A 19,689-nucleotide genomic window follows, 5' to 3' on the forward strand; every position below is an offset into this window, starting at 1 on the left:
CTGACCGAAGCAGGTCGTCCGATGAGCCACCAGCAACAGCCGAATCTTCCGTCTGTCGAGTCCATCCAGTCCGTCCAGTCCGTTCTGGCCCGACTGGAAGCGGCCCCCGCCTTCGCGGTGATCCATCGCCCCGGCGAAAACCCCTCCCGAGCAGAGATCCTCATCGGTGAGGGGACCGAGGTCAGGCGCATCCGGGACCTTCCGCAGGCCCCCGACGACGCCCACCCCGTGCTCGCCGCCATCGGCTTCCGACAGATCACCGAACGCGGTTTCGACGTGGTCGACGACGGCACACCGATCCTCGCGCTCCAGGTGTCCGAGCGGATCACCGTCGATCTGGGGCACCTGGTGGACGCCCTTCCGGACGGCCCGAACAGCTTTCGGGAAACCGGTTTCGACGTCGGCGACGGCGCCTACGAGCGGATGGTGCGGGATGTTCTCTCCCAGGAGATCGCCGCCGGCGAGGGTTCCAACTTCGTCATTCACCGCAGCATCACCGGCCGCATCGAGACCGAACGCGAGCCGCGCGCGCGAGCCGCCCTCGGCGTCCTCAAACGACTGCTCGAAGGTGAGCGCAACGCCTACTGGACCTTCCTGCTGCACACCCCGGCGACCACCCTGGTCGGCGCCACCCCGGAACGCCACGTCAGCCTGAATGCCGGTGTGGTGACGATGAATCCGATCTCCGGGACGCTCCGGCACCCGGCCGGTGGCGGCCCCGACGAGGCGGCCCTGGAGGCCTTCCTCAACGATGCGAAGGAACGCGACGAGCTGGCGATGGTGGTGGACGAGGAGCTCAAGATGATGGCGGCGATCACCGAGAACGGTGGACGCGTTCGGGGCCCCTTCCTGAAGCCGATGTCCCACCTCACCCACACCGAGTACGTCATCGAGGGGCGGACGACCGCGGACGTGCGGGAGATCCTCACCGCCACGATGTTCGCCCCCACGGTCAGCGGCAGCCCGATCCGCAACGCCTGCCGGGTGATCGCGCGTCACGAGAAGCGTGGAAGAGGTTATTACGGTGGTGTACTCGCCCTGATCGACCGGGACGACGAGGCCCGTCAGCGGCTCGACGCGCCGATCCTGATCCGGACCGCCGAGATCACCCCGGACGGGAGCGTGCGGGTGGCCGCCGGGGCGACCCTGGTGCGAGGTTCCCGGCCGGAGGCCGAACTCGCCGAGACCCGGGCCAAATCGGCCGGGATCATGGCTGCCCTGACCGGTGCCCCGCGTCCGTCGGTGACTCCCCGCCCCATGGAGAAGCTCCTCGCAGAACGCAACCAGACCCTCTCCAGCTTCTGGTTGCAGCCCTCCGCCGCGGCCACACCGGTGGCGCAGATCGGCCGGGTGCGCGTGGTGAACGCCGAGGACGACTTCACCGCGATGCTCGGTCACCTGTTGCGTTCCCAGGGTTTTGCCGTGACGGAGTACTCGTGGGAAGACCTCTCCGGCCCGATCGGCGACGACCTCACCACCACGGCCGACACGGTCGTGATCGGCCCGGGCCCGGGCGACCCGCGCGACATCATGAACCGCCGCATGCGGGCCCTGCGTTCCCTCGCCCAGGGCCGACTGGCCGTCAGCCTGCCCACCCTGGGCATCTGCCTGGGCCACCAGATCCTTTCCCTGTCACTGGGACTCGGCGTCTCCCGGCTCCCCTTCCCGGACCAGGGCCGGCAGCGGCAGATCGACCTGTTCGGCCGGCCGCACCACGTCGGCTTCTACAACAGCTTCGCCGTGCCGGCCCCGGACGGGCCGATCGACGGGCTGACCCTCGCGGTGGACGACACGGGCACCTTCGTCAACGCCCTGCGTGGGCGGAATCTGGCCGGTTTCCAGTTCCATCCGGAGTCGGTCCTCACCACGCAGGGCAACCTGATCCTCGCCGCCGAACTGGCCCGGTTGTCCGGAAGGGTGGACTCCGGCGTACCCGCTTGAAGACACACACTGAAGGGGAACGCCCCAGTGTCGCCTCTGCTTCTCGCATGCGCCTGGGGCTCCTTTCTTCTTGCCCAGGTCCAGCACCGGAGCCATCAGAGACCGGCCGCGACGAAGTGCGCCCGCCGCCCCTGCGTCGCCCCCCGTTGCACGATCCCCTCGCTTTCCATCCGGGTCAGCATGTTCAACGCTCCCTGAGTGGTCAGGCCCGTGATCCCGGCCAGTTCGCCACTCGAGATCCGCCCGGCGGCAGCCACATATGCGCGAACGAGATTCTCTGCGGCCCGCTGGTTCGGCCGGTACCAACCCAGCAGACCTCGGCGCTGAGCCTGCTCCAACGACCGAGCGTCTCCCGTGGCCCGCCTGACGATGCCTCGAGCCGGTAGCCACGGATCTCCCGTGGTGGAGCGAATCAGGGGCTCGTCGTCCACGGTGCAGGTGGCGAGGACATCAAGCGCTTCCTCCGCCTCGTCCCTGGGCACCTGCAGGAGCACAGCGAGCGTCGCGGCCGTCAGAAAGCCGTCGCGCAACATCGCGTACAGGCCCATGGCCACCCGAAGGTCTCGCTGGCACCCGATCGGCATGACTGCCCCGACCGAGGAGATCACGGCCGGCAGCGGCTGACCGCCCACCAGACGAGTACGCACCTGCGGCCCCGGCTCTTGCCGGATCATCGGTGGCCGGTGACCGAGAGACACCATCTCCCGATACATCCGGTCCACCCCGATGCCTTGACGCTCGACCAGGCCCATGGCCCGAGCCAGATCGGCCAATGCGGGATTGCGCGAATAGCGTCCCGAGAGAACGGATTCGCTTGTCACGCCGCCTGCGAATCCCCCCGGGGAAATAACGTCGAGGCTGGCATCGGCAGCAACCCACGTCAGATGAACCGGTTCGCGAGGCAGCCAGTCGCGGTGGACGATCGCATTGAGCAAGGCCTCACGCACTGCAGGCCAGGGAATCCGGCGTACCGGGTCGAGCTGCAGGCCCGATTGAAGAACGACAGAGCTGTCCAGAACGTCGAGCCGAGCCTCGATCTCACCCAATTGTTCGACCAGACTCAGGCCCGACAGATCCGGCGGCCCGGAAATAACGTCTCCGCCAACAACATCAAGGACGGCCAGCTCGAGAACCGTCCGAGAGGCGGAGCAGAACATGTGGATCCCAAGCAGCAGTCAATCGGCCGCTGGGAAGAAGGACGCCGAGGCGGGTGAGGTACTCGCGATCGCTGTGATCTTGCAGATCGCTCTTGACCGCATCTCGGAGAAGACGCTTCGCGGCCGCCATGGCGCCCGGACTGATGTCGGCCATCGTTCTGGATGTCTCAGCGGCCAGAGGATCACTGCCCTGTCGCCTCAGACGATTCGCCCACCATTCGGATCGGTCAACCGGAGCGCAGCTGGTACCGACTCGCCACCGCAGTTGGTCCTAGGTGTTCTCAGCCGGTTCGCGCGACTCGGCGACCAGGATGACCAGCAGACGAGTGCCGTCCGGAAGCAAACGCTCTTCGACCGCCGGGGCGAGATCGACCCGTTCATGGATTCGGTGCCTGAGCCAGTCGCGTTCCGACACAGCCCCGATGGTTCTGCCATCGTCCGCGACTCCGACGACCAACGCTCCCCCGCCCGGCGTGTTGGCAAGGCAGGCCACCTCATCAGCCAGCTGCGAGGCCACCGCCTCACTCCTGGGCTGGCCGGGCAGAACGATGCCTCCACGGGCACGGCGCCCAGCCTCTTCCTTGAAGTCGACGCCTTCGACTTCAGCGGCGTCGGCGGTGGAGCCCGCGACCAGAAGCTCCAGAGCTCGATCCACCGCAGCCATGAGCTTGGGTCGGTCCTCCCAGACCTCTCCGCCGGGCTGAACAGCCAAGTCATGTCCTCTGTAAGCCAGGTACTTGTGGTTTAGCAGACAGTAAACCCCAAGTGGTTACCGTATGACAGCAGAAACTCACGCTCAGGCGACACCACTGCACCCCGAAAGGCCTCAATCGGGCCGTAGTGTGGCCGTATGCGCTTCGGATTGTTCATCCCGCAGGGCTGGCGACTCGACCTGGTGGGCGTCGACGTCAGCGATCATTGGCCGACGATGCTCCGGGTGGCCCAGCTGGCCGAGGCCGGCCCCTGGGAGTCGATATGGGTCTACGACCACTTCCATACGACACCGATTCCCACGCCCGAGGCCACCCACGAGGCCTGGACGCTGATGTCGGCCCTGGCCGCCACCACGAGCCGGGTACGGCTCGGGCAGATGTGCACGTGCATGGGCTATCGCAACCCGATGTACCTGGCCAAGGTCGCGGCCACCGTCGACATCATCTCGGCCGGTCGCATCGAGATGGGCATCGGCGCGGGCTGGTACGAACACGAGTGGAACGCCTACGGTTACGGCTTCCCGAGTGCCGGTGACCGGCTCGGTCAGCTGGCCGACGGCGTCGAGATCATGCAGCAGGCCTGGCAGAACGGGATCGCCACCCACTCCGGCGAGCACTATCAGGTAGACGGCGCGCTGTGCTACCCCCAGCCGCTGCAGAGCGGCGGTATCCCGTTCTGGATCGCGGGCGGCGGGGAGAAGAAGACCCTGCGCATTGCCGCGAAGTACGCCTCTTACACCAACTTCGGCGGTGACACCGAGACCTTCACCCACAAGTCGGGGATCCTCGAGAACCACTGCCGCGATCTGGGCCGTGACTTCGGTGAGATCACCCGCAGCAGCAACTACAACGTCATCATCGGGCGCGACGAGTCCGAGGTGGCACAGCGGGTGGCGCAGCTGGAAGAGCGCTACGCGAAGTTCCTGGCGCCGGACGGCGTCACGCGCACCGTCGAGAACGTGACGTCGGCCGGGCTGGTCGGCACGCCGGAGCAGATCATCGAGAAGCTGCAGGCGATGAAGCAGCTCGGCATGACCTACGCGATCACCTACTTCCCCGAGGCCGCCACCGATTTCAGCGGTGTCGAACTCTTCCAGAAGGAAGTCGTCCCGGCCCTGTCGTAGCTAACGACCGGTCACGCCGTCCAGCGATTCCCGGATCAGGTCGGCGTGACCGTTGTGCCGCTGGTACTCCCCGATCAGGTGCACGTAGATCATGCGCAGCGACAGCACCTCGCCGCGCACCTCCACGGTGTGCTCGAACGACACGTCCCGGGCCGCCTCCGAGGCCAGCGCGCATTCCTGCACGTACGCCTCCAGCTCGGCCTGGGCGTTCTCCGCGCGGGCCTCGTCGAAGTCCTCGTCCACCACCGTGAACGGATTGGCCACGTCCTGGGCCGCGGCCCGCTGCCGGAGCCAGACCCGCTCCACCTTGGTCAGGTGGCGCACCAGCCCGAGCAGGGAGATCGAGGTCGGCAGCGGACGGGTGGCGAGCTGCTCGGCCGTGAGCCCGCCACAGATGTTCAGCAGGGTGCTGCGGCAGAAGTCCAGATAGCCCTCCAGCATCGGACGGTCCGGCCCCACCAGGGGGCCGTCCTTGATCTCGACCGGGGGAGCTGTCCAGGTAGTCACGGGGTGACTTTCCCAGCACCGTAGGGGCAGCGCGACTCAATATCCGTGACTACCCTCGAAGCCATGAGCAACGTTGCTGACTTCCCGTACTTCGCGTTGTCCGACGATCATCGTGAGCTCCAGGCCGCGGTACGAGAGCTCTGCACCGACAAGATCGCCCCGCACGCCGCCGAGGCCGACCAGAACAGTGAGTTCCCCCGGGCCTCGTACGAGGCCCTGAAGGCGGGTGACTTCCACGCCCCGCACATCCCCGAGGCCTACGAGGGGGTCGGCGCCGACGCCCTGGCCACCTGCCTGGTGATCGAGGAGATCGCCCGGGCCTGCGCCTCCACCTCGCTGATCCCGGCCGTCAACAAGCTCGGCACGCTGCCCCTGATGCTCGGGGCCAGTGAAGAGCTGAAGAAGAAGTACCTGACGCCGGTCGCCACCGGTGAGGCGATGTTCTCCTACGGCCTGTCCGAACGCGAGGCCGGCAGTGACACCGCGAGCATGCGCACCCGGGCCGTGCGCGAGGGTGACGACTGGATCCTCAACGGCCAGAAGAGCTGGATCACCAACGCGGGTGAGAGCAAGTACTACACGGTGCTCGCCGTGACCGACCCGGACGGGCGCCGGGGACGCAACATCGGTGCGTTCGTGGTCGAGACCGGCGACGAGGGTTTCGACTGGGGCAGTAAGGAACGCAAGCTCGGTATCAAGGGCAGTCCCACCCGTGAACTGCACTTCGACAACGTCCGGCTGCCCGGCGACCGGCTGGTCGGGCAGCCCGACGAAGGTCTGCAACTGGCCCTGCGCACCCTCGACCACACCCGTGTCACCATCGGCGCGCAGGCCGTCGGCATCGCCCAGGGCGCCCTCGACTACGCCGTCGGATACATCAAGGAGCGCAAGCAGTTCGGTAAGCACCTGGCCGAGTTCCAGGGGCTCCAGTTCATGCTGGCCGACATGGCGATGGCGGTGGAGTCGGCCCGCCAGATGGTCTACGCGGCCGCGGCCAAGAGCGAGCGGAACGACCCTGATCTGGGGTTCTTCGGGGCCGCCGCGAAGTGCCACGCCTCCGACGTGGCCATGAAGGTCACGGTGGACGCCGTACAGCTGCTGGGTGGCGCGGGTTACGTCTCGGATCATCCGGTGGAGCGGATGATGCGCGACGCGAAGATCACCCAGATCTACGAGGGCACCAACCAGATCCAGCGGCTGGTGATGGCGCGGGCGTTGTTGCGGTAAAGGGGTCGATGGTGGACGAGGGTGCGCACCGGAAGTTTGCCGGTTCGCCTCCCGGATGTCGGTCGGGTTTGAGATGTTTGAGCGAATTGCGCACCATCTTCATCGCCCCCGGAGGCCTTGCATGACCCTGCGCCGAAACCGCCGTCCGTTCACCACACGGGTGGGAACGGTCTCGCTGCTGGCGGTGGGCCTGTCCCCGTTGCTGCTCGCAAGCCCTGCGAACGCCGCGGACGGGCGGGCCACCGCCGCCGTGGTCGGCAACGGCGGCCATCACTACGGCCTCCGGTACAGCGTGGGCGCCGGTGAGCAGAGCACGGTGAACGTGACGCTGCAAGAGGCCGCCGATCACTCAGTCTTCACGTACACGCTCGACGACGTGCTGGAGATCGACGCCGGGCCGTACTGCGCCTACCCCGACCCGGCCGACCTCACCAAGGTCACCTGCGAGCTCGAGAACTTCCTGGGCGATGACCGGGTGGCCAACGACCCGGAGGGCGTGCTGTCGCTCGATGACGGGAACGACTCGGTGACGTTCACCAACCTCACCACCTACGACTTCTCCAGCATCAACCTCGGCAGCGGCGACAACACTTACACCGCAGCCCGTCCCGGCGCGCCCGACGCCTACGTCAGCAGTGAGGCCGGCCAGGACACGATCACGCTCGGCACCGGTGGCTTCACCTCCTCGGGCGGAGGTAACGACGACATCCGGCTGATCGGTGGCGCCGCCACCGTGTACGCGAGTGCGGGCGCCGACGAGGTCCAGGGCGGCACCGGCAACGACGACCTGGACGGCGGCCCGGGAGACGACCTCATCTACGGGAACGACGGGAACGACCACATCACCGGAGCCCAGGACAACGACACCCTGTACGGCGGCCGGGGTGACGACGTCATCTACGGAAACAGCGGAGACGACGTGATCTACGGCAACAGCGGGAACGACGTCATCTCCGGAGGGCCGGGTACGGACACGATTGCGGGCGGCCCGGGCAACAACACGATCACGGACTGACCGCGATCGTCGTCAGCAGCTCTTCCAGGGCAGCCTCGTCCCACAGGTCCACGGGGCGCACGGTCCGGCCGGTCGAGGCGTAGAAGAACGCCGCGCTGACCTGGTCGAGGGGCACCCGGTGCAGCTTCGACCAGGCCAGCCGGTAGACCGCGAGCTGTACCGAGAGCGCCCGCATCTGCTCGTGACCGGGCGGGCGGCCGGTCTTCCAGTCGACCACGTCCCAGCCGCCGTCCGGCCGGCGGAAGACCGCGTCGATCCGGCCTCGCAGCACCACCCCCGCGACCGGTGTCTCGATGTTGACCTCGACCGCCTCGGCCGTGCGCTCGGCCCATTCCGAGGCCAGGAAGTTCGCCTGCAGCGTCTCCAGTTTCGCGTCTTCCAGATCGGCGTCACCGGCGCCGGGCAGGTCATCGATGTCGACCAGGGCCGCCGACCCGAAGCGTCGCTCCAGCCAGGCGTGGAAGGCGCTGCCCCGTCGGGCGTGCGGGCTGGGCTGCTGGGGCATCGGGCGCCGCAGACGCTCCGCCAGGGCCTGGCGGTCGGCGGCCAGGGCCACGGCCCGGGATGCGGACAGGTGCGTGGGCAGCCGCACGGTCAGCTCGCCACTCGCCTGGGCGTCCCGTTCGGCCAGCAGCACCTCGACCTCCCGCGCCCATTCGGCCTCTTCGGTGGTGCGGGGCTCGAGGACGGACGCGCGACGGGAGGCAGCCCGGGGGCCGGGGGCGACGGGCTCACCGGCGCTCAGCGCCCCGGGCTCGCCGTCAGACCGCGAGCTTCCATCGGCCCCCCTCTTCCCACCAGGCCGCTTCCCACCAGGCCGCTCCCCACCATCGACTCGTGCGTCGTCACCCACGCGGCTCCCGGCACCGGCCGCAGCATCCCGAGCATCGAACGGTACGAAATCGTCCGGCGGGGGTTCGAACTCGTCGTCCGGCGCCCAGCTGTCCAGCGGTAGCCACTCCTCCCCCGGGGCCCAGCCGACCTCGGCGCCCCCGAACTCGGTCACCTGGATCCCCGCCGTGCCCAACCCCGACGCATCCACATCGACCGCACCGCGATCGCCCTGATCCGCGTCTACCATTCGGCTCGTGCCGTAGGCCGCCCGGCGCTCGCCGGTCAGTTCCTCGATCGCCAGGCGCACGAGTTCGGCTCCGTCCTCGACGGTTTCGCGCCGACCCTCGAGCGGATCGGGCCAGATCGCCATCCGGCCCTCGATCTCGCGCGGGTTCTCGGCACCCTCGTCGGGCTGGTCGCTCCACAGTCCGATCGCGATCGGCAGTTCACCATTCGGGTTCTGCTGCAGCAGTTCCCGGATCTCCACCAGGAACCGCGAGGGTTCGCGGGGCTTCTTCCCGTCGCCCCAGACCGCCCCGGTGAGCAACAGAGAGTCCTTGGCGCGGGTGGCGGCCACGTAGGCCAGGCGCCGTTCCTCGGCGACCTCGTGCTCACCGCAGTGGTCCATGAAGTGCTTGAGCTCGGTCTCCAGCTCGTCCTGGGTGGTGGCGGCCTGGTAGTTCCATTGCGGCAGCCCGGCGGCGTCGCCCCGCAGCGGGAACGGCACCGCACCGATGTCGGTCAGCCAGCCCTTCGACCGTTTCGGCGCGTTGCCCGACTGCCCGGCCGGAAAGGTGCCCTCGACCATGCCGCAGACCGCGACCACATCCCACTCCAGGCCTTTGGAGCCGTGCACGGTGAGTAGCTGGATCGCGTCCTCATGCTGTTCGACCACCCCGGTGTCGAGGCCGCGCTCGCGGTCTTCGGCGGCGGTGAGCCAGCCCAGGAACGTGCCCAGGGTGGGCCGGTCACCCCCGTCCGCGAACTGCGCCGCGACATCGGCGAAGGCGTCGAGATGGGCGCGGGCGGCCGCCGGGGAGCGGTTCGGCTGGGCCGCCACCTCCACATCGAGCAGCAGGGCACGCTCGGCCTCCAGCACCAGGTCGGGCAGCGGCAGGGCGAGCCGCCCGCGCAGACCCCGCAGCAATCCGGCCAGGCGTTCCAGGCGGCGTCTGCCCTCAGCCGAGATCTGCTGTCCCTGAGGGCCTTCCCATCCGGGCTCGGGCAGCGCGTCGACCGCGTCGACGATGGACTGGTCATCAACGACGTCGACCTGCAAGGTCACCCCGGTCAGCCCGGCCGGAACGTCGATGCGCCCGTTCTCACCCCGCCAGCTCGCGGCCAGCTCACGCGACCAGGCGCCCAGGCCGTCCAGGTCGCGAGGGCCGATGCGCCAGGCCGGGCCGGTGAGCAACCGCATCAGGGCGTCACCGCGGGTCGGGTCGTGCACCACCTCGAGCGCTGCTCGCAGGTCGGCAATCTCGGGCACGTGCAGGAGACCGCCCAGGCCGATCACCTCGACCGGCAGATCGCGGCCCCGCAGCGCGGCCTCGATCAGCGGGAACTGCGCCCGGGCCCGGCAGAGCACGGCCACGGACTGGCGGGAGCCGTCGTCCTTGGGGTGCAGCCAGGCGTACTGGGCGATGTCGGCGATCGCCTTGGCCTCTTCCTCCAGCGTGCCGTGCCATTCCAGGCGCACCCGACCGGGCCCGGCGCCGGGCCGGGCCGTCAGGGGCTGAACGTCGACGGTGAGGTCCGGGTCGCCCCAGATCGGTGTGCGACGCAGAGGATCGGCAAGCTGGTTGGCCACGGCGAGGATGGCCAGGTCGTTGCGCCAGCTGGTGGACAGGTGACGCGTAGCCGCCCGGCCCCCGTCGGCGGCGGGGAAGTCCAGGCCGAAACGCTGCAGGTTGCCGGCCGAGGCACCCCGCCAGGCGTAGATCGACTGGTGCGGGTCACCGACCGCGATCACCGGGTGCCCACCGCCGAACAGTTCCTGCAGGAGCACCACCTGAGCGTGGCTGGTGTCCTGGTACTCGTCGAGCAACACCACCCGGAACCGCTGCCGCTCCACCTCGCCGACCTCAGGCACCGTGCGCGCCAGCTGCGCCGCGAGCGCCACCTGGTCGCCGAAGTCGAGCACCTCCTGCTCGCGCTTGCGGCGCTGGTACGCGTCGACCAGCGGGATCAGGGCGCGGCGGGCCTGCATGCGCTGCCCGATCGCCTTGACGTCGGCCTTCGGCTTGCCCGGCAGCGGGTCGCCCGGGTTCTTCGGCAGCTCACCGATGCGTTCCACGATGCTCTCGGCCACCGCGTCGATCCGGCCGGGATCGAGCAGATGCTCGGCGATCTCCCCGGCCAGCGCCAGCACGGCGTCGACCACGGTGCTGCGCGTGAGCTCGACGCCGGTCATGTCGCCGTCCCAGCGCTCCACCAGTTCGTCGACCAGTTGCCAGCTGCCGGCCTCACCGAGAAGCCTTGCCCCCGGCTCAATCCCGAGCCGCAGAGCGTGGTCGCCGAGCACCGCGGCGGCGTAGGCGTGATAAGTGGAGACCGTGACCGGCCGGGACTCCGGGGTGAGGCCCTTGCGGTGCAGGGCCCGCAGCCGGGCCCGGATGCGCTCGGCCAGCTCTCCGGCGGCCTTGCGGGTGAACGTCAGACCCAGCACCTCGTCGGGCTCGACCATGCCGTTGGCCACCAGCCACACCACCCGCGCGGCCATGGTTTCGGTCTTGCCCGACCCGGCGCCGGCCACGACCAGCATCGGCTCGAGCGGCGCCTCGATGACGGCCACCTGCTCGGGGGTGGGTTCGGGACGCTCGAGAACGCGGGCGATCTCGGACGCCGAGATCAACCGTCGCGGAGCGGTTCTGGCACTCCCGACCGGACGCCGGCCCGAGGGCGGAGGGGACTCCAGAACCGGGATGTCGAAGTCGAACCCGAGTTGCTCATCGGACGGAGCCGGCGACGACGGACGGGAGGACGAGATTGACCGGGAGGACGAGGGCGGCCCGGTCGGCTCAGTCGACTCCGTCGGCCTCTCCTCTGCCCCGTCATCCGGCTCTCCGGAACCGAACAGACCCTCCTGTTCGTCGTTCACCGCCCGACCTGCCGGCCCTCGTTCTGCACGGGGCAGGCCCGGCGCAGGGCGCACACCCGGCACATGCTGTTGCTCTTGGCCGGGAACTGCCCGGCCGACATACCCTCGGCCGCCCCCTGCACGAGGTTCGAGGCCCACTGCGGATCAGTGTCTTTCGACAGCGGAAGCTGCTGCTGCACGGGCACGCTCTTGTTACCCGACCCCAGCTGCACCAGGGCCGCACCCCCCGATGCCGTGCCCTCGGGCAGTTTCAGCCCGGCCCGGGCGGCGGCCCGCGCCAGGCCGCCCTCCTCGATGGCCACCTGATAGACCCCGAGCTGCGCGTGCCGCTCCACCTCGGCCTTGGTCGGCGCCGACTTCCCCGTCTTCAGGTCGATGACGACGAGCCGGCCCTCCGCGTCCTGCTCGAGCCGGTCGACCTTGCCGCGGATCAGCGCGCGGCCCACCTCGACCTGCAGGGTCTGCTCGGTGGCCACCAGTGTGCGCCCGGCCGCGCGGGCCTGCGCGGCGTACTGAGCCATGTGCGCGACCATCTTCTCCGCGCGCCGGCGCTCGGTGTCGGCCACCCAGCCCTGCCCGAGGCCGAGCCGGTCGAAGCGCTCCGCCAGCAGGGTCTTCAGCTTGACCAGGTTGCCGTCGGGCACTTCCTCGGCCAGCTCGTGCACCAGTTCGCCGAGCCCCTGGGCGGTGGACGACGTGCGCCGACCGCCGGAGGCGTCGAGCAGCCAGCGCAGCGAGCAGCGGTCGAACGAGTCAACCTGCGACGGCGAGACCTTCACCAGCGCATGGGATTCCCGCAGCGGGGCGGAGACCGAGACCGGGGCCAGGCCGTACCAGTCCGCCGGGTCGGCCCCGGGCACACCGGCGAGCGCGAGCCGGGCCAGCTGGCGGGCAGCACCCTCCCGCCGGGACGTCTTCGCGAGCGGGTCGACGACCACGGCCCGCAGCTGTGCGACCAGAGCGGGCAGCGTCATCATGCGCGGCACCTCGGCCAGGGGCCGCACCTCCTGGTCGCCGCTGACCCCGTCCGGGTCGACCAGGTCGAGGAACGTCGAGGGCATGACCTCGTCGGAGCGCACCGCCGTGACCAGGAGGTGAGTGCGCGCCCGGCTCACCGCGACGTGGAAGAGCCGCAGCTCGTCGTCGTGGATCGCCTTGCGCTGGGCCACGAATCCCTGGTCGCCGCGACCGTCCACCACCTCGGCCAGACGCTGGCCGCCGAGCAGCGAGTCACGCAGCCGCAGGTCGGGCCAGGCCCCTTCCTGCACCCCGGCGACGGCGACGACGTCCCACTCCAGCCCCGCCGCCGCCGTCGCCGTGACCAGCGCGACCGCCTCGTCGGAGGGGGCCCGCTCGGCCAGGGTGTCGGCGGGTACGTCCTGGGCCTCGAGATGGTCGAGGAAGGCCTGCGCGTCGGCCCCCGGAAAGCGGTCGGTGAAGCGTGCCGCCGCCTCGAAAAGAGCCATCACAGCGTCTAGGTCGCGGTCGGCGCGAATACCGGCCGCGCCACCGGAGAGAGCGGCCCGGCGCCAGGAGATGGCCAGGCCGGTACGGTCCCAGATCTCCCAGAGCACGGTCTCCGGGCTGGCGTTCGGATCCGCAGCGGCTTCCCGCCCGGCGTTGAGCACCGAGGCGACGCGCCGGGCCGGGGCGGAAACCCGCGGGTCCAGGGCGGCCAGGAGCGACGGCTCGGCGAGGGCCTCGACCAGCAGGGCGTCGCTGGCCCGACCGCCTCCACCGGAGATCTCCTCGGTGCGCAGGGCCTGGCGCAGCCTCCGCACAGCAATCGCGTCGGCGCCCCCGATGGCGCTGGTGAGCAGGTCGGAGGCAACCTCGGGGGTGAGCTCCCAGGCCCGCAGCACGCAGCGCAGGGCCAGACGCAGCGGCACCACGGCGATCTCGTCACGCACCGGAACCTCGGCCGTCGGGATCGCTACCGGCACACCGGCCGCACCCAGTGAACGACGCAGAGGCGCCGTGGCCTTCGTGGACCGCACGATCACGGCCATACGCTGCCAGGGCACCTGCTGCTCCAGGTGCAGACGCCGCAGGTACTGGGCGATGTACGCGCCCTCGCGGGCGGGCGAGGCAAAGACCTGGACTGCGACAGAGGCCGGCTCCGGAGCTGCGCTCGTGGTCACCAGGCGATGAGAAGCCTTGCCCGCCGCCCCGATCCGCTCGGCGATCCGGCCCGCGACCGCCCTCAGCTCCGGGCCGTGCCGGTAAACCGTGCCGAACGTGATGACCGGGGCGGACAAACCGTCGACCCGCCGGAACTGCTCCACCGCGTCGGCCAGCGCGGTCGGCCGGGCCCCCCGGAAGGTCTGGGTGGCCGAGTCCGGGTCGCCGGCCAGGAGGATGTCGCGCCCACCCCCCGCGATCAGCCGCAGCAGGTGCTCGGCGGCCACGGTGAGCTCGTGCGCGTCGTCCACCACCACCAGGCGGTACCGGTCGCGCTCGGCCCCGAGCAGTTCCTCGTCGTCGAGCAGCAGTTCGGTGGCGGCGTCGACGATGCCCGCCGGGTCGTAGGCGCCCGGGGACGACAACGCCGTGACGTCGAGATACTCGGCCATCACCTCGGCGGCGGCGAGCCAGTCGGGCCGGTCGTTCAGCTCGCCCAGCCGCCGCAGGTCGCCCGGCGTCAGACCGCGCTCGACCGCTCGCATCAGCAGGTCACGCAGTTCATCGCGAAACCCGCGCAGCTGCCGGATCTCATCACCGGTGGAGGTGGGCCAGACCGGCGCCCGGCCCAGCCCCTCGGCGTGCCCGGCGAGCAGGTCGGCCAGCATGCGGTCCTGCTCGGGGCCGGAGATCAGCCGCGGTGAGGGCGAACCATCGAGCGCCATCACCCGGTGCAGCAGCCCGAACGCATAGGAGTGCGGGGTGCGCGACATCGGCTCTTGCACCGTGCCGCCGATGCGCGCCGACAGCCGCTCCCGCAGCCGCGCCGAGGCCACCCGGGTCGGGGCGATCGCCAGCACCGAGCCCGGCGACAACCCGTCGCGTTCCACCCGGGCCGCGACCGCCTCGATCAGCATGGTGGTCTTGCCCGTGCCCGGCGCCCCGAACACCACGACGGGCCCGCTGCCCTGCCGCAGCCCGGTCAGCGGGGCCTGAGACCGGTCCGGCTCGACGCGATCCCGACCGTGCACCCCGGGACCGACCAGCCGGACGGAGGGCCCGGCCGGACGACGCTCACGGGTAGCGGTGCTCATGGCCCCACATCAGACCACAAGCCACCGACAAGTAGGACCGCGGCCGAACCAGCCCCTCCGGTCGATGTGACCGCCGTCGCCATTCCCCGGCAGTCACATCCGCGCGCCCCTCCTCACCGACCACACCCGGCGCTCCACACCTGCTCCCCCCGGGGGACCGAGAGCGATGTGTACACCTGGTACACCCGGTACCGGGTGTACCAGGTGTACACATCGCGCACCGTTCCGTGCCCAGGCCCGGGATTCTCCGAGAATCACCACAACCACAACCCCGCAAAAGTGAGGACGAGTGCAGCGGGGAGGTTTTGCATGATCACGAACGAAGAAGGGGAAGGAAGGACGAGGGTGACAGGGACGGGAGCAGAGGCTGCGGCACGGGCAGCAACGGCAGAGGCCCAGGGGGCAGGCGCTCACAGCGGACATACACAGCGGTCACAGACAGCGGAGCGCGTCCTTGCCCGATACGACTCATCGGTGGACGTCTACGCGCAGGTGCGCAACCGCGTCCTCAATTCTCGTCGTCATCGTCGGGAGACCAGCGCGCCCGGCGCATGTCCACCCGGTCGCCGCCCGGTCGCATCGGCGTGCCCTCCGACCGGTACTGCGCCAGCGCCCGGGCCTCGTGCCCGGAGGGTGGCATCCCGCCCGCCCGCAACACCCGCCACCAGGGCGCCAGACTGCCCCACTGGGACATCACCTTGCCGACCTGGCGGGGACCGCCCCGCCCGATCAGCGCGGCCACGTCCCCATAGGTCAGCACCTGCCCCGGCGGGATGGCGTTCACCACATCCAGCACGTCGGCGACGAAGGTCTCGGCGGTGGAGGCGCTTTCATCTTCCGAATCATCAGTATCACCAGTCACGGGGTCCTGCGGAAATGGCATGTCCGACCTCTCTCACGATCCCTGTGACCCGCTGTGCCGCAGACTCATCCGTTCGACCGATGCCCGATGAGTAGGACGCCGGAAGGCCCTAAGCTTCCCTGACCCGCCACCGCCTCTCCAAGCCGCCAACCCCTCGGACACTCCCGCCGACAGATCGCGGACATGGTCTTCTCCTCGCCGACGTTCCTGTTCCTCTTCCTGCCGCTGACCCTTCTGGCCTACCTCCTGGTGCCGCGGTCGGGGCGGAACGCCTGCCTCCTGCTGGCCAGCATCGCGTTCTACGTCTGGGGCGCGGGCGGCCACGTGTTCGTGCTGCTCTACGTGGCCGTCGTCAGCTTCTACGGCGCCCGCGCGGCCGGGCGGGCGAGAACACGGGCCCTCGAACCCACAACAGTGGACGGGAAACCCCTTCCGGGCGCTCCCCGCCGCGAGATCGCCGCCCTGATCGCCCTCGTCCTGGTACCGATCGCGCTGTACAAATACCTGCCCCCGGTGACGCAGTTCGTCGCGTCCACGGCCTGGCCGGGCGCGCCCCAGGTCCACTGGGCGCTCCCCCTCGGCATCTCCTTCTTCACGTTCCACGCGATCTCCTACGTGGTCGACGCCGGACGCGGCGACCTGCCCCCGGAACAGTCCCCGCGCGACTACCTGCTCTACCTGTTCCTCTTCCCGCACCAGATCGCCGGGCCGATCGTGCGGTACTCCGAGATCGTCCACGAGCTGAAGGACAGCCGGGAGGTCACGCTGGGCAACGCCACCTACGGCCTGACCCGGTTCGCCTGGGGGCTGACGAAGAAGGCCTACATCGCCGACTCGGCCGGCATCGTGGCGGATGCGGCCTTCGGCACCCCGGGCGGCAGTTTCAGTTCCAGTACCGCCTGGATCGGGGCACTGGCCTACGCGATCCAGATCTATTTCGACTTCAGCGGCTATTCGGACATGGCCATCGGCCTGGCCGCAATCTTCGGATTCCGGTTTCCCGAGAACTTCCGTTCGCCCTATACCGCCGCCGGGCCGGCCGAATTCTGGCGACGCTGGCACATGACCCTGTCGCGCTGGTTCCGGGATTACGTCTATATTCCCCTGGGTGGCAACCGTCACGGAATACGCCGTGAGTACGCCGCCCTGCTGATCACCTTCCTGCTCACCAGCCTCTGGCACGGAGCGACCTGGGGATTTCTGGTCTGGGGCGGGCTCCACAGCCTGGCCCTGCTCGCCGAGCGCGTCACGGGCCTGCACCGCAAGACCCCGGGCATGCTTCTCACGGCACTGCGACGTGCGGCGATGGCGACGTTCGTGGTGTTCAGCTGGGTACCGTTCCGGGCCCCGACGCTGACCGGGGCGGTCGACGTCTGGCAGGCGATGTTCACGTTCCAGGGAGGCGAACCATCACCAGACGTCTACATCACCCTGACCCCCTGGAACGAGCTCGCTCTGATGCTGGGGTTACTGGTGTTTCTGTTGCCGCGAAATGCCACAGGTTTTCAACTGATTCACGGTGGACATTCCGGAGGATTGACTTTTCGCTATCCCCTGGCCGCGGTCACCGCACCGGCCCTGCTGGCAGTTGCGGTGATCTCGGTACTCTGGCTGGATTTCAGCCCGTTCCTGTACTTCCAGTTCTGATTGTTCTGCCATGCTGTTCTTCGTGGGCCGAACCATCATCCTTCCCGACGACGACGAGCCCGGGCATTCGTCAGGTCAGGGCGACCGGGCAGCCGGGCCGGCCGGTTCGTTCAGTGGGTTCGGCTCCCGCGACGGCGTGTCCCCCTCCCTCTTCGCCGTCGCTGTGCGTCACGCCGAGCACCCCGACCGGCTGGAAGTCATCCATCACCCGGCACCGGAGGCCGGTGTGGATGACGAACCCGGTTCCTCCGCCGCGCAGGAGCTCGAAGAGCTGCTGGCCCGGTTCCGCGCCGAACGTCAGCGCAGGCGCAGCGTGAGGGCAGCCCGGGTCCTGGTGGCCCTGTTCGCCGTCACGCTGCTCGCCGTCTGGCTGCTCGACCCGCCGTTGCCATGGGGCGAGGAGAACCGCAGCCCGACGTCGTTCCCGCACGTCTCGCCCTCGGGCATCCTCAGCGGCGCCGACTCCCAGCAGACCGACGCCGCCCTGCGCGACCGCCTGGCCCTGCGTCAGTACGTCACCGAGGCGATCGGCGAGGCCTCGCGCGACCGGCTCGGCACCAGCCTGAACCCGGCCGTGGTGCTGGGCGAGAACCGCACGCCGTTCCTCTCCGAAGACTTCACGCTGCCCTGCCGGTACCCGTTCGACGCCGCCGCGACCCGGGCCGGGCTCGCCAAGCTCACCCAGATCGCCTCCGGCACCGGTAAGTCCGTCATGGTGGCGATCGCTCCGGACAAGTCGGCGATCATGAGCGACATCCTCGGCCCGCGCGCCGACGCCCTGCTGGCCTGCGCCGACCAGGTGCGCAGCACGACCGAGCAGACCTGGCCGGTCACCGGCGGCCTGGCGACCGGGCCGGTCGTGACCAGCTGGGACCAGCTCCAGGCGGCGCAGGACGCGGCCCCGGGCTCGGTGTTCCAGAAGGGCGACAGCCACTGGACCAGCCAGGGCGCCCTGGTCTGGTCGAAGACCGTGATCGACGCCCTGATCGCCCGGGGCGAGGCGCCGGGTTCCCTGTCCGGGGCCCCCGACGCGGTGCAGGTACAGGACGAGCAGGCCGACAACGATCTGTACCGGCTGATGGGCATCTCGAAGAAGGCGATGGTGCCCGTCTACCAGGTGACCCGCAAAGACGTGACGATTCGCGCCCGCACCGTGAAATCGCCCTCCGGCCGGGGTATTGCCGTGTTCCGGGCCTGGTCGACCGACGCGCCGATGATCGACGGCCGCACGCTGGTGGTGAACGACTCGTTCATCTCCCGCGCCGAGGGCCTGCTCGCCCCGTACTTCACCGATCTCGAGGTGATGCACTGGTCCGACTTCCTCACCGCGGTGCAGGACGACGACCTACCGGAGTTCGACCGGATCATCATCGAGACGGTGCAGCGCGGCTGGCCCCAGCGCGCGGGCTGGCTGCAGGAGGGCCAGCCGATGTACGAGTCCCTGGCCGCCGAGCTGGGAACCCCCAGAGAAGACGAAACCAGCTCGTCGGACAAGTGATTCAGGAGGCTCGGGAGCGCGGGGCGATCATCACGAGAGCGCACGCCAGCACCGCGAAGAGGCCCGCGCCACCACCGTACGTCGCCACCAGGTAGGGCAGGCTCTGCGTGCCGGGACGGGTCAGGGCCGCCCACAGCCCGATCGACGAACCGGCGCCCGTGCACAGCAGCACGATGGCCACGACCCAGGCCGAAACCGCTCGGGACACAGGCCTGATCCGCGACGGCACCGACCGGGGCGGGGTCTGCGACCACCAGCGCCACAGCGCCCAGCCGATGAGCAACAGCCCGACGACGCTGCTGGCGAACTGCGCCCAGCGGGCCCCCAGCATGCTGCCGTGCTGCTGCGCGAGCCAGGACATGTGCGCGGTACCCCAGCGGTCCGGATGCGTGAACTCGTCCCAGAAGACATGTGTCACCGCGCCGACGAGCAGGGAGAGCACCACGAGCGCGGCCGCCCGGAGGGTGCCCAGGTTCTGCCGCAGCGGTACCGGCAGCCCCCCCACCCGGTCGCGCACCGGCCGCGGCGAGACCGCCACGGCCAGCGGCGCGATCAGGGCCTGCCAGACCACGAACGCGAAAAGGCCCATCAGCAGGTCCAGTCCGACGATTCCGGTGACCGTGTGACTGGCGTGCGAGACGGGCCAGCGGGCTTCCTGCGGCAGCGGCACGTAGTAGACCAGGTCGGGGGTCATGCTGCCGATCACCAGCGCCGACGGCACCAGGCCGGTGCGCAGGAACGGCAGCACGGCGGCCGGGTGACTCCCGGTGAAGGGCATGTAGTACTCCGAATCGTTACATCGCAGACGGTTCCCTCGAAATGCGCGCTTCCGGCGCTGCCCTCAAGATC

General features: G+C 69.6%; 13 protein-coding genes. 6 read left to right on the forward strand and 7 right to left on the reverse strand.

The annotated features are described in order from the left end of the window. Positions 1 to 21 precede the first annotated feature (21 nt). Positions 22 to 1,941, forward strand: coding sequence for an anthranilate synthase family protein (locus QSK05_RS09035; protein ID WP_285595960.1), 1,920 nt, complete (start codon positions 22 to 24; stop codon positions 1,939 to 1,941). 95 nt (positions 1,942 to 2,036) lie between these two features. On the opposite strand, the gene QSK05_RS09040 is transcribed toward QSK05_RS09035, so the two are convergent. Both QSK05_RS09040 and QSK05_RS09045 read right to left on the reverse strand, forming a co-directional pair. After that, positions 2,037 to 3,098 (reverse strand): DUF5635 domain-containing protein, encoded by a 1,062-nt coding sequence (locus tag QSK05_RS09040; RefSeq protein ID WP_285595962.1) that lies wholly within the window; start codon positions 3,096 to 3,098, stop codon positions 2,037 to 2,039. 271 nt (positions 3,099 to 3,369) lie between these two features. Continuing rightward, positions 3,370 to 3,810 (reverse strand): AlbA family DNA-binding domain-containing protein, encoded by a 441-nt coding sequence (locus QSK05_RS09045; protein ID WP_285595964.1) that lies wholly within the window; start codon positions 3,808 to 3,810, stop codon positions 3,370 to 3,372. Positions 3,811 to 3,948: 138 nt separating this feature from the next. Between QSK05_RS09045 and QSK05_RS09050 the strand changes: the two genes are divergently transcribed. Then, positions 3,949 to 4,935, forward strand: coding sequence for an LLM class F420-dependent oxidoreductase (locus tag QSK05_RS09050; protein ID WP_285595968.1), 987 nt, complete (start codon positions 3,949 to 3,951; stop codon positions 4,933 to 4,935). Here the strand turns inward: QSK05_RS09050 and QSK05_RS09055 are convergent, their stop codons facing one another. Then, entirely contained in the window at positions 4,936 to 5,442 is a 507-nt protein-coding gene (locus tag QSK05_RS09055; protein WP_285595970.1) for a DinB family protein, read from the reverse strand. A 63-nt stretch (positions 5,443 to 5,505) separates the two neighbouring features. Here QSK05_RS09055 and QSK05_RS09060 point away from each other — a divergent pair, with 63 nt between their 5' ends. Together QSK05_RS09060 and QSK05_RS09065 are read left to right on the forward strand one after the other, a co-directional pair. Beyond that, positions 5,506 to 6,669, forward strand: coding sequence for an acyl-CoA dehydrogenase family protein (locus QSK05_RS09060; protein ID WP_285595974.1), 1,164 nt, complete (start codon positions 5,506 to 5,508; stop codon positions 6,667 to 6,669). A 121-nt stretch (positions 6,670 to 6,790) separates the two neighbouring features. Beyond that, entirely contained in the window at positions 6,791 to 7,684 is an 894-nt protein-coding gene (locus QSK05_RS09065; protein ID WP_285595976.1) for a calcium-binding protein, read from the forward strand. On the opposite strand, the gene QSK05_RS09070 is transcribed toward QSK05_RS09065, so the two are convergent. The 3 genes from QSK05_RS09070 to QSK05_RS09080 all read right to left on the reverse strand — a co-directional run bounded on the left by QSK05_RS09070 (position 7,674) and on the right by QSK05_RS09080 (position 15,716). Continuing rightward, entirely contained in the window at positions 7,674 to 11,618 is a 3,945-nt protein-coding gene (locus tag QSK05_RS09070; protein WP_285595978.1) for an ATP-dependent helicase, read from the reverse strand. The genes QSK05_RS09065 and QSK05_RS09070 overlap by 11 nt on opposite strands. Next, positions 11,615 to 14,833, reverse strand: a complete 3,219-nt coding sequence (locus tag QSK05_RS09075; protein ID WP_285595979.1) for an ATP-dependent helicase — start codon at positions 14,831 to 14,833, stop codon at positions 11,615 to 11,617. Before QSK05_RS09075 ends, QSK05_RS09070 begins: the two co-directional genes overlap by 4 nt. A gap of 508 nt (positions 14,834 to 15,341) precedes the next feature. Continuing rightward, positions 15,342 to 15,716: an MGMT family protein gene (locus QSK05_RS09080; protein WP_502879738.1), complete on the reverse strand. Its 375-nt coding sequence runs from the start codon at positions 15,714 to 15,716 to the stop codon at positions 15,342 to 15,344. Positions 15,717 to 15,878: 162 nt separating this feature from the next. On the opposite strand from QSK05_RS09080, the gene QSK05_RS09085 reads away from it, so the two are divergent. Together QSK05_RS09085 and QSK05_RS09090 are read left to right on the forward strand one after the other, a co-directional pair. Next, positions 15,879 to 17,342: an MBOAT family O-acyltransferase gene (locus tag QSK05_RS09085; protein WP_285595982.1), complete on the forward strand. Its 1,464-nt coding sequence runs from the start codon at positions 15,879 to 15,881 to the stop codon at positions 17,340 to 17,342. Positions 17,343 to 17,364: 22 nt separating this feature from the next. Next, complete coding sequence (locus tag QSK05_RS09090; protein ID WP_285595986.1) at positions 17,365 to 18,840, forward strand: alginate O-acetyltransferase AlgX-related protein; 1,476 nt, start codon at positions 17,365 to 17,367, stop codon at positions 18,838 to 18,840. A gap of 1 nt (position 18,841) precedes the next feature. On the opposite strand, the gene QSK05_RS09095 is transcribed toward QSK05_RS09090, so the two are convergent. After that, on the reverse strand, positions 18,842 to 19,618 hold the full coding sequence (locus QSK05_RS09095; protein ID WP_285595988.1) for a DUF4184 family protein: 777 nt from the start codon (positions 19,616 to 19,618) through the stop codon (positions 18,842 to 18,844). Positions 19,619 to 19,689 lie beyond the last annotated feature (71 nt).

The organism is Kineosporia sp. NBRC 101731, assembly GCF_030269305.1.
GTDB lineage: Bacteria > Actinomycetota > Actinomycetes > Actinomycetales > Kineosporiaceae > Kineosporia.

What these genes read in the sequence shown, in the direction of transcription:
- QSK05_RS09050 (WP_285595968.1), top strand. Translation starts at nt 3,949, where the DNA reads ATGCGCTTCGGATTGTTCATCCCGCAGGGCTGGCGACTCGACCTGGTG.
- QSK05_RS09035 (WP_285595960.1), top strand. Translation starts at nt 22, where the DNA reads ATGAGCCACCAGCAACAGCCGAATCTTCCGTCTGTCGAGTCCATCCAG.
- QSK05_RS09065 (WP_285595976.1), top strand. Translation starts at nt 6,791, where the DNA reads ATGACCCTGCGCCGAAACCGCCGTCCGTTCACCACACGGGTGGGAACG.
- QSK05_RS09040 (WP_285595962.1), bottom strand. Translation starts at nt 3,098, where the DNA reads ATGTTCTGCTCCGCCTCTCGGACGGTTCTCGAGCTGGCCGTCCTTGAT.
- QSK05_RS09060 (WP_285595974.1), top strand. Translation starts at nt 5,506, where the DNA reads ATGAGCAACGTTGCTGACTTCCCGTACTTCGCGTTGTCCGACGATCAT.
- QSK05_RS09085 (WP_285595982.1), top strand. Translation starts at nt 15,879, where the DNA reads ATGGTCTTCTCCTCGCCGACGTTCCTGTTCCTCTTCCTGCCGCTGACC.
- QSK05_RS09075 (WP_285595979.1), bottom strand. Translation starts at nt 14,833, where the DNA reads ATGAGCACCGCTACCCGTGAGCGTCGTCCGGCCGGGCCCTCCGTCCGG.
- QSK05_RS09080 (WP_502879738.1), bottom strand. Translation starts at nt 15,716, where the DNA reads ATGCCATTTCCGCAGGACCCCGTGACTGGTGATACTGATGATTCGGAA.
- QSK05_RS09095 (WP_285595988.1), bottom strand. Translation starts at nt 19,618, where the DNA reads ATGCCCTTCACCGGGAGTCACCCGGCCGCCGTGCTGCCGTTCCTGCGC.